The organism is Leptospira langatensis (assembly GCF_004770615.1).
In the GTDB taxonomy this organism is placed as follows: domain Bacteria; phylum Spirochaetota; class Leptospiria; order Leptospirales; family Leptospiraceae; genus Leptospira_B; species Leptospira_B langatensis.
In genome coordinates, this window is record NZ_RQER01000002.1 from 90,139 (window position 1) to 105,217 (window position 15,079).

General features: G+C 45.1%; 14 protein-coding genes. 4 read left to right on the forward strand and 10 right to left on the reverse strand.

Annotated elements, in window-relative coordinates:
• Positions 1 to 25: 25 nt before the first annotated feature.
• From pbpC to EHO57_RS03255, 3 genes are all read left to right on the forward strand, one after another.
• Complete coding sequence (gene pbpC, locus EHO57_RS03245) at positions 26 to 2,161, forward strand: penicillin-binding protein 1C (RefSeq protein WP_135642850.1); 2,136 nt, start codon at positions 26 to 28, stop codon at positions 2,159 to 2,161.
• 94 nt (positions 2,162 to 2,255) lie between these two features.
• Positions 2,256 to 3,059: an AAA family ATPase gene (locus EHO57_RS03250; protein ID WP_135642852.1), complete on the forward strand. Its 804-nt coding sequence runs from the start codon at positions 2,256 to 2,258 to the stop codon at positions 3,057 to 3,059.
• A gap of 6 nt (positions 3,060 to 3,065) precedes the next feature.
• Positions 3,066 to 4,253, forward strand: a complete 1,188-nt coding sequence (locus EHO57_RS03255) for a VWA containing CoxE family protein (RefSeq protein ID WP_135642854.1) — start codon at positions 3,066 to 3,068, stop codon at positions 4,251 to 4,253.
• A gap of 3 nt (positions 4,254 to 4,256) precedes the next feature.
• On the opposite strand, the gene EHO57_RS03260 is transcribed toward EHO57_RS03255, so the two are convergent.
• The 9 genes from EHO57_RS03260 to EHO57_RS03300 all read right to left on the reverse strand — a co-directional run bounded on the left by EHO57_RS03260 (position 4,257) and on the right by EHO57_RS03300 (position 13,723).
• A complete protein-coding gene (locus tag EHO57_RS03260) occupies positions 4,257 to 4,808 on the reverse strand; it encodes a YceI family protein (RefSeq protein ID WP_135642856.1) in 552 nt (183 codons plus the stop codon).
• 10 nt (positions 4,809 to 4,818) lie between these two features.
• Positions 4,819 to 5,496 (reverse strand): hypothetical protein, encoded by a 678-nt coding sequence (locus EHO57_RS03265; RefSeq protein ID WP_246050505.1) that lies wholly within the window; start codon positions 5,494 to 5,496, stop codon positions 4,819 to 4,821.
• 381 nt (positions 5,497 to 5,877) lie between these two features.
• Positions 5,878 to 6,063, reverse strand: coding sequence for a hypothetical protein (locus EHO57_RS03270; RefSeq protein WP_135642858.1), 186 nt, complete (start codon positions 6,061 to 6,063; stop codon positions 5,878 to 5,880).
• An 11-nt stretch (positions 6,064 to 6,074) separates the two neighbouring features.
• Complete coding sequence (locus EHO57_RS03275) at positions 6,075 to 6,725, reverse strand: SprT-like domain-containing protein (protein ID WP_246050507.1); 651 nt, start codon at positions 6,723 to 6,725, stop codon at positions 6,075 to 6,077.
• 109 nt (positions 6,726 to 6,834) lie between these two features.
• A complete protein-coding gene (locus EHO57_RS03280; protein ID WP_135642862.1) occupies positions 6,835 to 8,817 on the reverse strand; it encodes an ATP-dependent helicase in 1,983 nt (660 codons plus the stop codon).
• A gap of 5 nt (positions 8,818 to 8,822) precedes the next feature.
• Complete coding sequence (locus EHO57_RS03285) at positions 8,823 to 9,293, reverse strand: FKBP-type peptidyl-prolyl cis-trans isomerase (RefSeq protein WP_135642864.1); 471 nt, start codon at positions 9,291 to 9,293, stop codon at positions 8,823 to 8,825.
• A gap of 121 nt (positions 9,294 to 9,414) precedes the next feature.
• Positions 9,415 to 9,750, reverse strand: coding sequence for an LIC14007 family protein (locus tag EHO57_RS03290; RefSeq protein WP_135642866.1), 336 nt, complete (start codon positions 9,748 to 9,750; stop codon positions 9,415 to 9,417).
• Positions 9,751 to 10,044: 294 nt separating this feature from the next.
• Positions 10,045 to 12,069, reverse strand: coding sequence for an oxidoreductase (locus tag EHO57_RS03295; protein ID WP_135642868.1), 2,025 nt, complete (start codon positions 12,067 to 12,069; stop codon positions 10,045 to 10,047).
• 136 nt (positions 12,070 to 12,205) lie between these two features.
• Positions 12,206 to 13,723, reverse strand: a complete 1,518-nt coding sequence (locus tag EHO57_RS03300; protein WP_135642871.1) for a 2-isopropylmalate synthase — start codon at positions 13,721 to 13,723, stop codon at positions 12,206 to 12,208.
• Positions 13,724 to 13,815: 92 nt separating this feature from the next.
• Between EHO57_RS03300 and EHO57_RS03305 the strand changes: the two genes are divergently transcribed.
• On the forward strand, positions 13,816 to 14,160 hold the full coding sequence (locus EHO57_RS03305) for a hypothetical protein (RefSeq protein WP_135642873.1): 345 nt from the start codon (positions 13,816 to 13,818) through the stop codon (positions 14,158 to 14,160).
• A 96-nt stretch (positions 14,161 to 14,256) separates the two neighbouring features.
• Here the strand turns inward: EHO57_RS03305 and EHO57_RS03310 are convergent, their stop codons facing one another.
• Positions 14,257 to 14,970 (reverse strand): queuosine precursor transporter, encoded by a 714-nt coding sequence (locus EHO57_RS03310; RefSeq protein ID WP_135642875.1) that lies wholly within the window; start codon positions 14,968 to 14,970, stop codon positions 14,257 to 14,259.
• Between the last annotated feature and the right edge of the window lie 109 nt (positions 14,971 to 15,079).

The following is a 15,079-nucleotide window of genomic DNA, read 5'->3' on the forward strand; positions in this document are numbered from 1 at the left end:
AAGAAAGAGTAGAAGGTTCCCTACAATGAGATCTGTCTTTCTTCTAGGATTCTTTCTTCTTTGCGGATTTGTTTCGAGCGTATTCTCGGAGCCTTTTTCGAAGGAGATCGCCGAGTATCTACAAGAAGGTAAGACTCCTCGCTTTTCGGATGTGAAGAAAGCCTATCGTCCTTCCGAAGGGATCCTTTTGGATTCTAAAGGAGAAGTATTGCAAACTCTCCGTCTGGAAAAGAAATACAGAAGATTGGAATGGACCCCTTCTTCCGAAGTACCTGAGACTTTGGTACTATCCTTACTTGCCCAAGAAGATAGAAGGTTTCCCTTCCATTCCGGTGTGGACTATTATGCGATCCTAGGCTCTTTGAAGGATCGAATAGTAGGGAATTCTAAAAGAGGTGCGAGTACCATCTCTATGCAATTGGCAGGTTTCCTATTAGGGACCAAACCTGGGACCAGAACGTATTCCGACAAGTGGTCACAAATGAAGGCAGCCAAAAGACTGGAAGAGATCTGGACCAAGTCGGAGATCATGGAAGCTTATTGGAACCTGGTTCCTTTCAAAGGGGAGTATCTGGGACTAAGAGCGGCTTCCAGAGGGATTTTCGGTGTAGATCCTTCTTCCTTGGCACCGGAAGAAGCAGTCTTACTTGTGGCACTACTTCCCAACCCGAATGTAAGTAAGGCCAAATGGATTAGCCGAGCTTCTCATCTGGCAAAAACAATTGGAAGAGAAGATCTTACCCAGGAAATTGAAATTACGATCTCAGAATATAAGAGGCCTAGTTCTGTGTGGAATACGGATAATTATACCGCTTACCATGCGGCCTATAGGATCTTTAAAAAGGGAGAAGGGAGCTCCGATTCTCTGGAAACGGGTAGGGTCCAAACTACCATTGACCCGTACTTGCAACGAAAGTCGGAGGCTGCGATGGACCGAGTGCTTTCCTCTATCCAAGAGAGAAATGTAAAGGAAGCAGGGATCCTCGTTTTGGACAATCAAAGCGGGGCTGTTCTCGTTTATTTAGGGAATTCTAAACTATCCAAAGAGAATTATTTCGTAGATTCCATCCATTCCAGAAGACAGGCGGGTTCCACCTTGAAGCCCTTCTTGTATTCCATCGCATTCGAAAGAAATCTACTGGAGCCCGAGTCCGTATTAATGGATGAACCGAAGGACTGGGAGTTGGTAGGAGGGAGTTATAAACCGGGCAATTACGAAGAAAGATATATGGGACCGGTTCCGGCAAGAGTGGCTCTTGCTTCTTCTTTAAATGTTCCCGCCGTTCAAGTCTTGGATTGGGTAGGAGTTCCTGCATTCGTTTCTAAGCTAAAGGAGCTCGGTTTTCAGAAATTACAATCTCCAGAATTTTACGGACTTTCTCTGGCGCTTGGAACTGCAGATGTTACTCTCTGGGAATTGACGAATGCATACCGAACGATTGCGAATAACGGATCTTATACGGAAGCAACTTTTGATTCGGATGAGGCGAGTAGCAATCGATTGCAGTCTGATGCAAAGGAGCTTCCTGGTAGGAAACAGATCCTCTCGCAAGAAGCTTCTAAAACGGTTCGAGAGATCCTTTCTTCCAGGGACAATCGGGCGCCCAGTTTCGGTTGGGAATCCAATCTCTCGACTCGTTTTTACACATTCGCTAAGACAGGAACTTCTCAGGACATGAGAGACAATTGGTGTATCGGTTCTAGTGGGAACTATACAGTAGGAGTCTGGGTGGGAAATATGAGCGGGGAACCCATGTATGACGTAAGCGGGGTCACGGGTGCCGCACCACTTTGGAAAGAGATCATGCAACTCTTGCAGGATTATAGACCCTCTAATCCTTTACTAACCCAAGAAGAGAAGGAGAAGAAGGAGCTGTCCCTTCTTCCGACAAAGAATGTACAAAAGGGCGAACCTAGGATCATCTATCCTGAAAACGGGAATCTGTTTGCGATCGATCCGGAAATCCCGGAAGAAAATGAAAGGATCCGATTTATGGTCCGAGGTTCCGCCAAGGATCTAGAATGGATCTTGAACGGCAAAGTCATAGGCTCTAGCAAGCTCGCCTATTTCGATTGGAGACCCAAGAGAGGGAACCATCTTCTTTCTGTCCGAGAGAAGAATGGGAAGCTTTCGGAGACTGTGGCCTTTCAAGTTCGTTAGAGTGGAGAAGTCTGGTCTTCCTTTCCCTTCCAAACGATCTTGAAAATTTCTTTAAAGAGGAGATCCAAATCCCAAGCTAGGCATAGGAGATCCAATGTCTGACGAAAGAAACCGTCCGGAAACGTATTTACTTTCCCAAGAACTAGAAGAAGCGATCAAAGTAGCGGAGATCACTTCTCGGCCATTGCTATTGAAAGGAGAACCGGGAACTGGTAAATCCCTTCTCGCGGACTATCTGTCCTTCACTACTAAAAAGAAATTATTCTCCTGGCATGTGAAATCCACTTCTCTGGCTAAAGAAGGACTGTATTTCTACGACGCAGTTTCCCGATTGAACGATTCCCGTTTTGCAGAAGATAAGGAAAAGGTCCGTAATATAGAGAACTATATCCGACTCGGTGCTTTAGGAGAAGCATTCTCTGCGCCGGAACCTTCCGTCGTTCTGATAGACGAGATTGATAAGGCGGACATAGAATTCCCGAACGACCTTCTCCTGGAATTGGACAGAATGGAGTTCACCATCCAAGAAACCGGAAGAAGGATCAAGGCTGTGCATCGGCCTCTTACCCTGATCACTTCCAACAACGAGAAGGAATTGCCTGCAGCCTTCTTAAGAAGATGCATTTTTCATTATATAGATTTCCCGGATCCTGTTTTCATGGGAGAGATCGTATCCGCTCACTTTCCGAATATAGAAACGAGCCTATTAAAGCGAGCCCTAGAGTCCTTTTATGTGATCCGTACCATGGATGATATGAAGAAAAAGCCTGGTACTAGCGAACTCTTGGACTGGATCCAAATTCTAATCCATATGGGCGCGAAACTTCCGGAAGAAGGAAGGATCCCATATATTGGCGCTCTCGTTAAGAATGAAGAGGATCTGAAACTGTTCAGATAATAGAATTTGTTTTTTACTTTCTTTTACAGGCTAAAGGCTTCTGGAATTCCTCTCTCTACCGTAGAGCTTTTGGATTTCCTGAAGGCGGTGGATGTTCTCTCCCGCCCTAAGACCTTTTTATCCGTAAACGAATTCTATAGGATCTCAAGACTTTGTCTGGTAAAGGACGTAAAATACTACGACGCCTTCGATCTAGTCTTTACCGAATTATTCGGTGAAAGAGGGATCCTGCGAGAATCCCTTCGACAAGAATTACAAGATTGGCTTTCCCAAATATTCGAGAACCCTAATAAACTTCCTCCAGGGATCATTCCCCCGGAGGAATTATGGAAGGAATTCCTGGATCGATTGCAGAATCAGAAAGGCGAGCACCATGGCGGGAATAAATGGATCGGCACTGGAGGAAGTTCTCCTTTCGGTCACCATGGAGAGAATCCGGGCGGAGTGCGTATCGGAGGAGAAGGCGGAGGCAAATCCGCTATTTTCCAGGCGATGGAAAGAAAGTATAAGGACTATCGCACGGATGAGCAGTTGGATGTGCGCCAGATCAAGATTGCCTTAAAGAAACTTCGGAACCTGAGAAAAGAAGGAATTCCGGAATTCCATCTTCCTAAGACAGTGGATGCGACTTGCCGAAACGCAGGAGATCCGGAACTTGTATTCGACAGGACCCGAAAGAACGGGATCAAGGTGCTTCTTCTGATGGATACAGGAGGAAGCATGACCCCGTATGCGGAGAGAGTGAGTAAATTGTTCTCCGCCGCTCATCAAATGAACCATTTTAAGGAATTCGGATACTACTATTTTCATAATTCGATCTATGATTCCGTATATCCTAAGGGAGACCTTCGCCGTCCTATTCCTCTTAAGAATCTTTTCAAGAAACATAAGGACGATACCAAGGTGATCATTGTAGGGGACGCGTATATGGCCCCGTACGAACTTTTAGATCCTGCGTATGGATTCTATCACTCTAGGTTTAGGCAGGAAACCAGATTGCCGGAAGATCCGGAATCCGGTTTGGATAGTTTTAAAAGGCTGAAGTCTCACTTCCAAGAAGCGATCTGGATGAATCCGGAACCAAAGCGGTACTGGGATGCACCTACCATCTACGAATTAAAAAAAGTATTTCCTATGTTCTTTTTAAGCGTAGATGGTTTAGAGGACGGGATTCGGAGACTTCTAAATAAATAGATATTACGGTTTCAAGATAAACTTATATTCAATGGAGACCTCGTCCTTTGCCTTCGCAAATAAAAGACTAGGCGCTTCCACTTCAAAGTCGCTCATCAATACGGAAAACTTTCCGGAGATCGAAGTTTCGTGATCGTCCTTATGGATCTTGGCGACGGATTTCACTGGTCTAGTTTTTCCGTTGATAGTAAGATTTCCTGCAATCGACCAGTCTCCGTCCTTAGTGAGGCTGATCCCGGTGCTTACGAAAGAAATTGTGCTATAAGTAGGATAGCCAAGAGCCTCCATAATATGCTCGTCCCGATTCTCATCCCCGGAACGGATCTCTTTTACCGGAATGTCTATCTTAACCGATTTCGGGATTTGAACCCCATTCGTGTTTGCCGTTAGGGTAGTCGGGCTCGCATTGACCCCGGTACATTTTCCGATCACCGTCTTGAAGGGGTGGATTACCGTGAATTCTACCTTGGGATCGACCAGCTTTAATTCTTCCGAATAAACGGGTATAATTGAGGTATATGCAAAAAATAGAATAGAGATTAGAATTCGGATCATTTGTCTTCCTTTAGAAATAAAATACTGCAATGGACATAGTGAACGCTGCGAAACCGGTCCAGCCAACAGTCTCCATCGTATGAGCCGCAGAAGGTCCGTCCTTAGAGATCCTTTCTCCAATAAAAGGCAAAGCAAGCATAGCAGGCAAGTGCACCCAGATCAATGCCTTATGAGTAAAGATCGTGGTTAAGCCTGCTTCTCTTTCTAAACGTTTAGAGGGAGAAAAGAATGCTAAGCCTGCAGTCAACGCATACAAAGTGAACGTAGTTCCTGCCAATGACTTATGTTGGCTCCCACCTGGATCTCCGTCCCAAGGAGAAGCGTTCATCAGAAACGTATAAGCGGTATAGCTATTATGAGTGTTCTGAGGATCCTTGAGAAGAAGGTACTCCGCAAAGGGTTGGTATTCCTTATGCAAATGGGAAAGGGAGCGTTCACCTGCGAGGTTGGTTGCCAACCAAAATCCCCAAGTCAAAAGACCGAGACCTTGGTGCCAATTTAGAAGGGAACGCCTGGTATCCAGACTTTCTTTTTCCTTTTGTCTATCCTCGGCGGATTTGACTCCGATCGGAATCGAGTCCTGGCTCTGGCTATAAAATCCGGGAGAGTAATTTCTATAGTCTGGAACCAAGGGATTTCCACCATTGAATTGTGAGAAATCATTGGAATTCCAGGGAGAGGCACTCAAATACGAGCTCGAGAAAGTAAGGAAGAAAAATATAAGGATGAGTAATGGAACTCTGGTTTTGGTTTTCACATCATCTACCACTGAACTTTGATATTCGATTCTCGTTAAAAAGAAATCATATTTTTAAAAACCAGCAAAATCGGAGTAGGAAATAAAAATCAAGGAACGAGGTCGGAATTGAAAATCGATCCTATCTCATTTGTAGCTGATCATTTCACTGTAACAGATTATCACGAATTTGGTTTAGAGAATTAGAATCAGTTTCTTGCAGCGAATAAAAGAATCCTTTGTCCTTTGCTCGATCCGAAAGGATTTCCTAATTCTTGGGAAAGAAATACGATGGAGAACCGATCCTTGGGAATGGAAAAGTTCGCAAATTGCTCAACGCTTTGCTTGGATCTTCCTTAAGACTTCGGTGACCGCCTGGGTATATCCGTCATACACACCTCTATCGTATTCGGATAGGGATTTGTATTCGAAGTTGGAAAATTCCTTAAGGAGCTTGGAAAGTTCTTCTTCTATTATGTTTTTACGAATATATACTGTCTCGAAATGGTTTGGATGCATGGGAAATTATCTTAGGCCCCAAAATGAAACTTAGAACGTCTCTCTTTTCTCAGACTAATTAGAAAATTCGGATATTCCTTTTTCAACCAATTTATTGCCTCTCTGTATCTAACGTATCTTTTTTCCAGGACCTTGAACTGAGGGCTGTGGATGGAGTTCTTGCCGTTGATCCTTCGTACTGGAAGGATATGATGAAGTATCTCATGATGCACAACGTGTTCGACGACGAAGAAAGGCACCCTTGGATGATCCAAGACCGGACTGATCCGGATCGACATGGTCTGCTTTTCGTAGCTACCAAGCCGTCTTGTACCTGTCCGGTCCGACCAGTAGATCGAAATATGCTTTGGATCCACTTTTGGGAAATATTCTGTAAGGATTCTATCCATGGTATCGCTTAGATCATAAAATTGTCCTTTAGGGCTCAATCTGGAAGGCAATTTTGCCGGCTTTCTGTCCGGAATAGAGTTCAGAAAGTCCATTACTTCTTCTTTATGTGTAGGTTCTACTTTTAACCCGAACAGCCGGGAAAGTAGCACATAGGCCATGGCCTCTGAAACATTCGGATCCGCATTCAATAGGGAAGAATGGAATTTAGCGGACAATATTCCGTTTCTATAAATTATAGAATTATTTCCGTTCCTGTAAGGATAGAATTTCATTTCTATTTTTCGAAGGGTTTCGGAGCGGAAACGCCTCGACTGAGTCCTCAAATCCTCCCAGACAGAACGCAAGAGTCTTTCCAGGTCCGGACTTGGTTGCTCCTTCTTTTTAAGAGCCGAAGAATTCCCTAATTCTTTTTCTGGCATCTGTTTCCTGTTCGGTCTTAGCTTGCGAAGAAGGAGCCGAATCTTCCTTTTGTTTTTCCACGAAGCCGCGGTTGAGGACTTTTTCCGGTTCCGAGATCTCCTCTATGAACCTAGAGACACGATTGAAATACTGGGAGTTGTTCTGGAATGAGATCTGAGGGTAGGTGAGGACGAGTTTTTTCTTGGCTCGGGTGATTGCCACGTAGAACAGCCTTCTTTCTTCCTCTAAATTCTTTTCACCTCTTCCGGAAGGAAAGGATCCTTCGGAGATATTTAAGAGTACGACTGTATCGAATTCCAATCCTTTAGAGGAATGGACCGTAGACAAGATGAGTCTTTCCTCTTCTTCCTCAGGAGAGAGTTTGTCTAAACTTTTGGTCGGACCTTCCAAACTCATATCTACCAGGAACTCATGCAATCCATCATACCTTTGGGAAAGAGTAAGAAAGGAATTTAGATCTTCTAACCTTCTTTTGGAATCGTCGTACTTCTTTTCTAATAATGGAGAATAGAAATGAATGAAATCTCCCAATAGTTTTTGCAGATTTCCCTCGGGTGCCTGCAATAAAGAAACAAGTTCTTTCAAGTAGGAAGAAGAAGGACCCGAACTGAACTGTAGGACGGAATCTAGATTGCCGGAAGTCTTTTCTAATTCCGTTAGGATTGCCTTTCCTTTTGCGATCCCGATCCCCGGAAGTAAGAGTAGAACTCTCAACCAAGAGAGAGAATCCATTCTATTCTCTCGGACTTTTAAGAGGGAAAGGTAGTCTTTGGCGTGGGCACTATCTATGAATTTCTTTCCGCCGAATTTTAAGAAGGGGATATTTCTCTGGCTGAGTACTAACTCGAGTTGATTGGAATTCCAACCGGATCGAAATAGGACGGCAATGTCCTTGAGAGGAATTCCGTCCTCCCTTCTTTCGAGGATCATGTCTGCAATCCCTTCGGCCTCTTCTAATTCGTCTGGATAGCCTATCAGATCCGGTTTTAGATAGTCGTCGTTCTTGGTATAGAGATACTTCTCATACTTATCCTTGAAATTCGCAAGAACCGAATTAGCAAGGTTCAAGATAGAAGGAGTACTTCTGTAATTCCTTTCCAAGTAGATCGTCTTTGTCTTAGGGAATATTTTAGGGAAATTGAATATTCCGTTTACATCCGCTCCCCGGAATGAGTATACGCTTTGCGCGTCGTCTCCTACGACGAAGATATTCTCATGGTCTAATGCAAGAAGGCAGGCAATATGTGCTTGGATCTGGTTCGTATCCTGGTACTCATCCACCATGATATACTGGTACTGTTCTGCGAGTTTCTTTCGAACGGATTCATGCTTATTCAATAGATCCCTGGTATGGACCAATAGATCGTCATAATCGATTAGGGATCTTTCTTTCTTGTAGGTGGCATACTCCAAAAAGATCTTTTGGATCAGAGTTTCCTGTTCTAAGAACTTCGGATATTCCGTCTTTAATAGCTCTTCGAGGGTTTTTACTCGGTTGATACTAGCCGAATGCAAGGAAATGAGAGTATCGTTAGAAGGGAATCTGGACTTCTGCTTGGAATATTCTCCTTCGGTTCGTAAGAGTTGGAAAATATCAGCGGTATCCGATTCATCCAAAACGGAGAACTGAGAAGAAAGCCCGAGGACAGGCGCGTATTTTCGAAGAACATGACTACTGAAAGAATGGAAGGTTCCCCCATGCACTCGAGCGCAACGTTTGTCTAAAAGGGAAACCGCACGAGAGAGCATTTCTCTCGAAGCCTTTCTGGTGAATGTGAGTAGTAATATGTTCTCGGCGGGAACCCCGGTTTCGACTAACTTGGAAAGTCTGTGGACCAGGGTCTTGGTCTTTCCGGTGCCCGCTCCGGCGATAACCAGCACGGGACCGTTTAATGTTTCGATCGCTTCTTTTTGCTTCTCGTTTAATATCTCCGGATTGCCCATCGATCTTAGTGGTGGTGATGTCCCCCTTCGCCGTGGACATGCCCGTGACTTACTTCCTCGTCTGTAGCGGTTCTAGTATTCACGATCTGCACATCAAAGATCAGATCCACTCCTGCAAGAGGATGGTTTCCGTCCACGATGATGGTCTCTCCTTTGATCTCGGTGATGGTATAAACGGTATCTGGTTCGTCGGTTTGGAACATCATTCCTACGCTCAATGCTTCATCTTCCGGGAATTGGCTCTTAGGAACATCAAAAACAAGTTCCGGATTTTTTTGGCCATACGCCTTGTCGGCATCCACGGAGATCAGCTTTTTGTCCCCGGAATTCATGCTTTTCAATTCATCTTCTAGCCCGGAAATGATCTGTCCGGTACCTTCCAGATAAGAAAGAGGGTGACTACCTTCTGAGGAATCGATCATATTCCCTTCTTTATCTTTTAATGTATAGTGAAAGGTCACGACTCTAGGATTCATTCGTTGCGCTCCATAAGGGCTTAAGCCCGGGGGTAATAAAGATGCGGAGGGATTATTCCGGTACCGTTTCCGTTAGTATATTCTTAGAAGGTCCTGGGACAATCAGATTTTTCGGGTAATTCTAAAAGTCGTAAGAAATTTCGACTCCGAAACTCTCTACGTCCTTGATGAATTGTTCCACTCGGTTTGCTAGAAAGAACCAAGAATCCCGGTGAACGATATCGCTTAGGAAATTCAGGAAGCGATTCGTGTTGCGATTGGAGAACTCTCTGTCTTGGGTATAGTTTAGAAGTATAGAATAAGCTAAAGACTTTAAGACTTTATCATTAATAGATAATTCGCTATAGCCTGGGAGACTAGGTTCCGAAAGGATCAATCTAGTTTTAGAATTCCCCTCGGTTATGTACAAATTATAATCGGTGGAATTCGGAACTCTTTCAGCTGAGTATACTTTCATTATGAGCACTCCTCTTGGATCCGAGAGGAATTTTATGTCCTTACTTGATGGAAATTCGATCTCCATTAAGAATCATACCCGGAAAAAGTCAACGGGAAAGAATGCTTTTGTCACTTCCCCGCCACAAAACAGGTCTTAGATTGTAAGAACTTTTAAATAGTTCAGATAAAAATATCTGTGGAAAGGAACGGTCTTTGCACGTCGTAAGTTTCTTAGAATACAGTTTAAGAAAATAAAAGACCCGCCTTCGGTTAAAGACGGGTCTTCTCTCAGAAAGATCTAATTTCGATTTTCTTAATTTTGTTCCGAGCCGATGCTTACCGCCGCTAAGTATCCTTCTAACATCGCTCTCTTTGCATCTATACCGGATGCGTCCTTTGCACCTCCGATCAGATAAGAAGGTGTCTTCGCTCTTTTCGTTAGATAGGTTTCATACAAGGACTTATCGCTGATCTGACCCGCGCAGAGAATGATCGAATCGCATTCGAGAGTCTTGTCTCCTTCCTTCTTGGTCTCTATTACAAGACCCTTATCCGTTACTTCCTTATAAGTTAGGGAAGAAAGGAAATCCACTCCTTTAGATTGCAGTTCTTGCAATAGCGCCCAGGATGTAGTAGCACCGAGTCCCGCGCCAACCTTGCCGTTCCTTCTCAGGATGGAAACTTTTCGGGTCGCGGTCTCCGGCTGGATCTTTGCTTCTGTATACGAATTCACATTGTATCTATGAAAGTAAGAAGGAATATCCGGATCTTTTTCTTCCGTAAGTTTATGAGCTACGTCCACTCCGATCCCTCCGCCGCCGATAATGGCTACCTTGGAACCGGCTTTGAACGAACCGTTCAAGAACTCCACATAACTCGCGTGAGGCTTCTTATCCAAACCGGGTAGATTCAAGTTTCTAGGAAGAACTCCCGTAGCAAAGATCACCGCATCCGGTTGCAAAGAATCTAATAGAGCCAGATCGGCCTTGGTATTAAAACGAATATCCACTCCTAGACGAGGAAGTTCATTTTTGAAATAGCGGATCGTTTCAAAGAATTCGAATTTACCAGGGATGGCCGCAGCAAGATTCAATTGGCCGCCTAGTTTCTCCGTAGCTTCCAGAAGAATGACCTCATGTCCTCTCAGTGCGGAGACTCTGGCAGCCTCCATTCCTCCCGGACCGGAACCGACTACGACCACTCTTTGTTTTTTTGCCTTAGGAAGGTTGGTCCATTCTAATTCTCTGTTTGCGGATGGGTTCACAAGACAGGAAACCATTTCTTCCTTGAAGGTATGATCCAGACAGGCTTGATTGCAAGCCACGCAAGTATTCACTCGTTCCGTTTGGTTGCTCTGGATCTTATTTACGATATCTGCATCCGCTAAGAATGGCCTTGCCATACTCACAATATCCGCTTCTCCTGCGGAAAGAACTTGGATGATCGTTTCCGGCATATTGATCCTGTTGGACGCAATGATAGGGATCCCCGGAACGGCAGCCTTGATCTTGCCTGCGATCTTTGCCCAAGCTCCTCTCGGAACTAATTGAGAGATCGTAGGGATCCTGGACTCATGCCAACCGATCCCAATATTCAAAGCGTCTGCACCGGCAGCTTTCAGTTCGTTTGCGAGCGCGATCACTTCTTCGAAGCTAGGGTTGCCTGGGATCAGATCGATCCCTGACATCCGAACGATCACAGGATATCCAGGGCCCACTTGTCTACGGACCTCTTTCATGACCTCGATCGCGAATCTTCTTCTGTTTTCCGGACTTCCACCAAACTCATCGCTTCTCTTGTTGGTTACATCGGAGAAGAATTGGTTTACCAGATATCCTTCGGAACCCATGACCTCTACCGCTCTAAAGCCGACTTGCTTGGCTCGTAATGCGGAAGAACCGAAATCTCGGATGGTCCTCCAAGCTTCGTCTGTGGATAATTCTTTCGGAATAAAACGATTGATGGGAGCTCTTAAAGGAGAAGGGGCTACGAGCTCTCTATGATATGCATATCTTCCTGCATGGAATAACTGAGCGCAGAAGATCCCTTTGGATTTGAGAGCCGAGGCTGTCTTTTCCAGTTCCTTGCAGTCTTCTTCCTTTTGGAAATCGAAGAAGATATTGGAACCTTTACCTTCCGCGTTCACCGAGATCCCTCCGGTGGTGATCAGTCCGACTCCGCCATCGAACCTTCTTCCGTAAAATGCGACCATTCTATCCGCGGTTTGGGGAAGACCTTCTAAACCAAGGTGCATGGAGCCCATGATGATCCGGTTCGGAATGGTTTCCGCACCGATCGCGATCGGGCGAAAAATGGAGGAAGTATCTAAGGAAGACATGAATAACCTCTTCTAACGCAAATTAGTAGAACACTCGTTCTACTGTGTGAGGTTTTCCCGCAATCTTCAAAAGGCAACGGTTTTTCTAGGGGTTTTGAAAATAGATACCGAACGATATTCGGCATCTATTTTGCGTTTAGGAAATAGAGAAACGATTCAAAGCGGAAATATAGGCTTGGGAACAGGCCTCAATGATATCCGTCGAACTCCCTTTTCCAACCACTCTTTCTCCATGCTTCTCCAGAGTAACCGAAGCCTCTGCGAGTGCGTCCTGTCCTTCGGTTACGGGAGAGATGACTAGCTTGATGAGTTCCGCATCGGAGATGGTCGCCTTTTGGATGGCTTTGAAGATCGAATCTACCGGACCGTCTCCTGTTGCGGATTCTTCCTTGAGTTGGCCTTCGATAGAGAGACGGATGCTTGCAGTAGGAGTGCTTTTGGTTCCGGTGGTTACATGAAAACTTTCTAATGCGAATCGATCGTTAGAGGATTTTCTGGATTCGTCCGCAAATAGAGCCCTGATATCCTCGTCGAAGATCTCTTTCTTACGATCTGCTATCTCCAAGAACCTTTGGTAGGCTGCTTCTAATTCTTCGGCATGTGGATTGAATCCTAAACGTACGATCCTATCCTTGAATCCGGCTCTACCGCTATGACGACCTAATACCATTCGATTGGATTGGACCCCAACACTTTCCGGGGTCATGATCTCATACGTTTCTCTGTTCTTGAGAACCCCGTCTTGGTGGATGCCTGATTCATGTGCGAAAGCATTTGCACCTACAATCGCCTTATTCGCTTGGACCACCATTCCAGTGATGGTCTTTACTAGATAAGAAGCCTTTGCGATCTCTTCCGTTGCGATATTTGTCTGGATTCCGAATTTATCTTTGCGGGTTCTAAGAGCCATGACCACTTCTTCCATGGCTGTGTTGCCGGCTCTTTCTCCGATCCCGTTTACGGTACATTCTACTTGTCTTGCTCCATTCAGTACGGCAGCTAAGCTATTCGAGGTCGCAAGTCCTAGATCGTTATGACAATGTGCGGAGAAGATCGCCTTATGACTGTCCTTTACATTCTGGATGAGGAATTTGAAAAGTTCTCCATACTCATATGGAGTCGTGTATCCAACTGTGTCGGGAATATTGATGGTAGTGGCACCCGCTTCGATCACTGCCTCGCACAATTCCCGTAAGAACTCAGGCTCGGAGCGAGTTGCATCTTCGGGAGAGAACTCAACGTCTTCTACATGGTCTCTACAGATCTTGACTGCTTCTACAGCCATCTTAAGGACTTCGGAAGGTTCTTTTCCCAATTTGAATTTCATGTGAATGGGTGAGGATGCGATAAAAGTATGAATTCTCTTCTTTTGAGCGGGGATGATCGCCTTAGCAGCCGCTTCTAGATCCGGGCGAACCGCTCTTGCAAGAGCAGCAATGATGGGACCCTCGACCTCTCTGGAAATTCTTTGGACCGCTTGGAATTGTACGGGAGAAGATACAGGAAATCCTGCCTCGATCACATCCACCTTCATTTTGGCGAGTTGCAGAGCGATCTCTATCTTCTCATTCTCGCTCATGGCAGCACCAGGGCATTGTTCTCCATCCCTGAGAGTGGTATCGAAAATTCTCACAAAATCCAAATTTGAGTTCATTGCTTGGAATACTTCCTTACTCCAAAAATAATGTCGGAATCGGGCCGTAAACCCAATTATGCGAAAAGGCCCACTTGGAGATTAGACAGGAAATGCACTCTGAAACACCCCAATTCTTTGCTTCTAGCCTGAGAGCAGAAGATGCAGAAAAGTCGGCAGAGTTGTATGCGGATCTGTTTCAAGGAAAACTAATTCGTTCTAGCTCCGGCCACGCAGAAGTGTTATTCTCCGATAACCAAACCCTAGTCTTTAGTAAGGAAACGAAAGAATGTCCCGTTTCTCCCGGAACTTCTATTTGGACGATCTCAGAAGAAGGAGCCGTATCCTTCGCTTCTCGTTTGCTCTTTTCTGGCTTTCAGAAGGAGTCTGAGTCGAGCCAGTACATTTCCTTTTTGGACCCGTGGGAAAATCGGCTTTGGCTCTATTTTAGAAAATAAGAACGCGCCTGCCATACCGTAGAAAGTAGTTTCCAATCAAGGGAGGATCATATATAAGCGGATCGCTGCCGCTAAACATGTACAAATTCTCGAGCGTTAGCCTGGATAGGTTTGGATCTCTTCTTTGCCTTCTCTCAAGGCTTCTTCTGCCATTTTATGCGCTTCTTCTCCTAAGTATCTTTCGATCGCATAATGAGAAGCGTAGATAAGGGGAGTGATCCCGATCGCGATGAGGATCTTGTAGCCAAAGTTTGTATAAGAGATTTGGTTCAAAGTCTGGAACTCATACTGTCCCCAATAGGCCACAAAGATAACGACATAAGAGTCCAGCAATTGGGAGAATATGGTAGAACCTGTAGCCCGGAGCCAGAGGAGTTTGTTCTGGGTACGTTTGCGGATCAAATGAAAGATCTGGATGTCTACCAACTGGCCGATCAGGTAGGCGATGACAGATCCTGCAATTACCTGTCCCGTATTGAAGAAAACCACCTTAAAGGAATGATCATCTACCGGAGAATTCCCCACGGCGGGGATATGCATATCAATTTGGAGTAAGAAGTATGCGAGAACGATCATTACCATTCCCACTAGAGTGAGGTATCTGACCCCTCTTCGGCCATAGTATTCGTTTAATAGGTCTGTGACTATGAATGTGATCGGAAAGGGGATCACGCCCAGAGTAAGATTGAAGGCAAGGCCCCCCACATTCAGTTGGATCCATTTGGAACCGGTAACTTCTGCCATGAGTAAGAAGGTGATGAATATGGAACCTAAAACGAAAAATAGCTTGGCCGGCCTATGAAACTGCATCCAGGGAAAAATTTCGCGGATCTAGGGTCTGTCAATCAAAGAACAGGGGGGAATTTCACAAACGTTTGACAGGGAAGTTCCCTGAAAATCACTGGAAGACAGTCGGTGC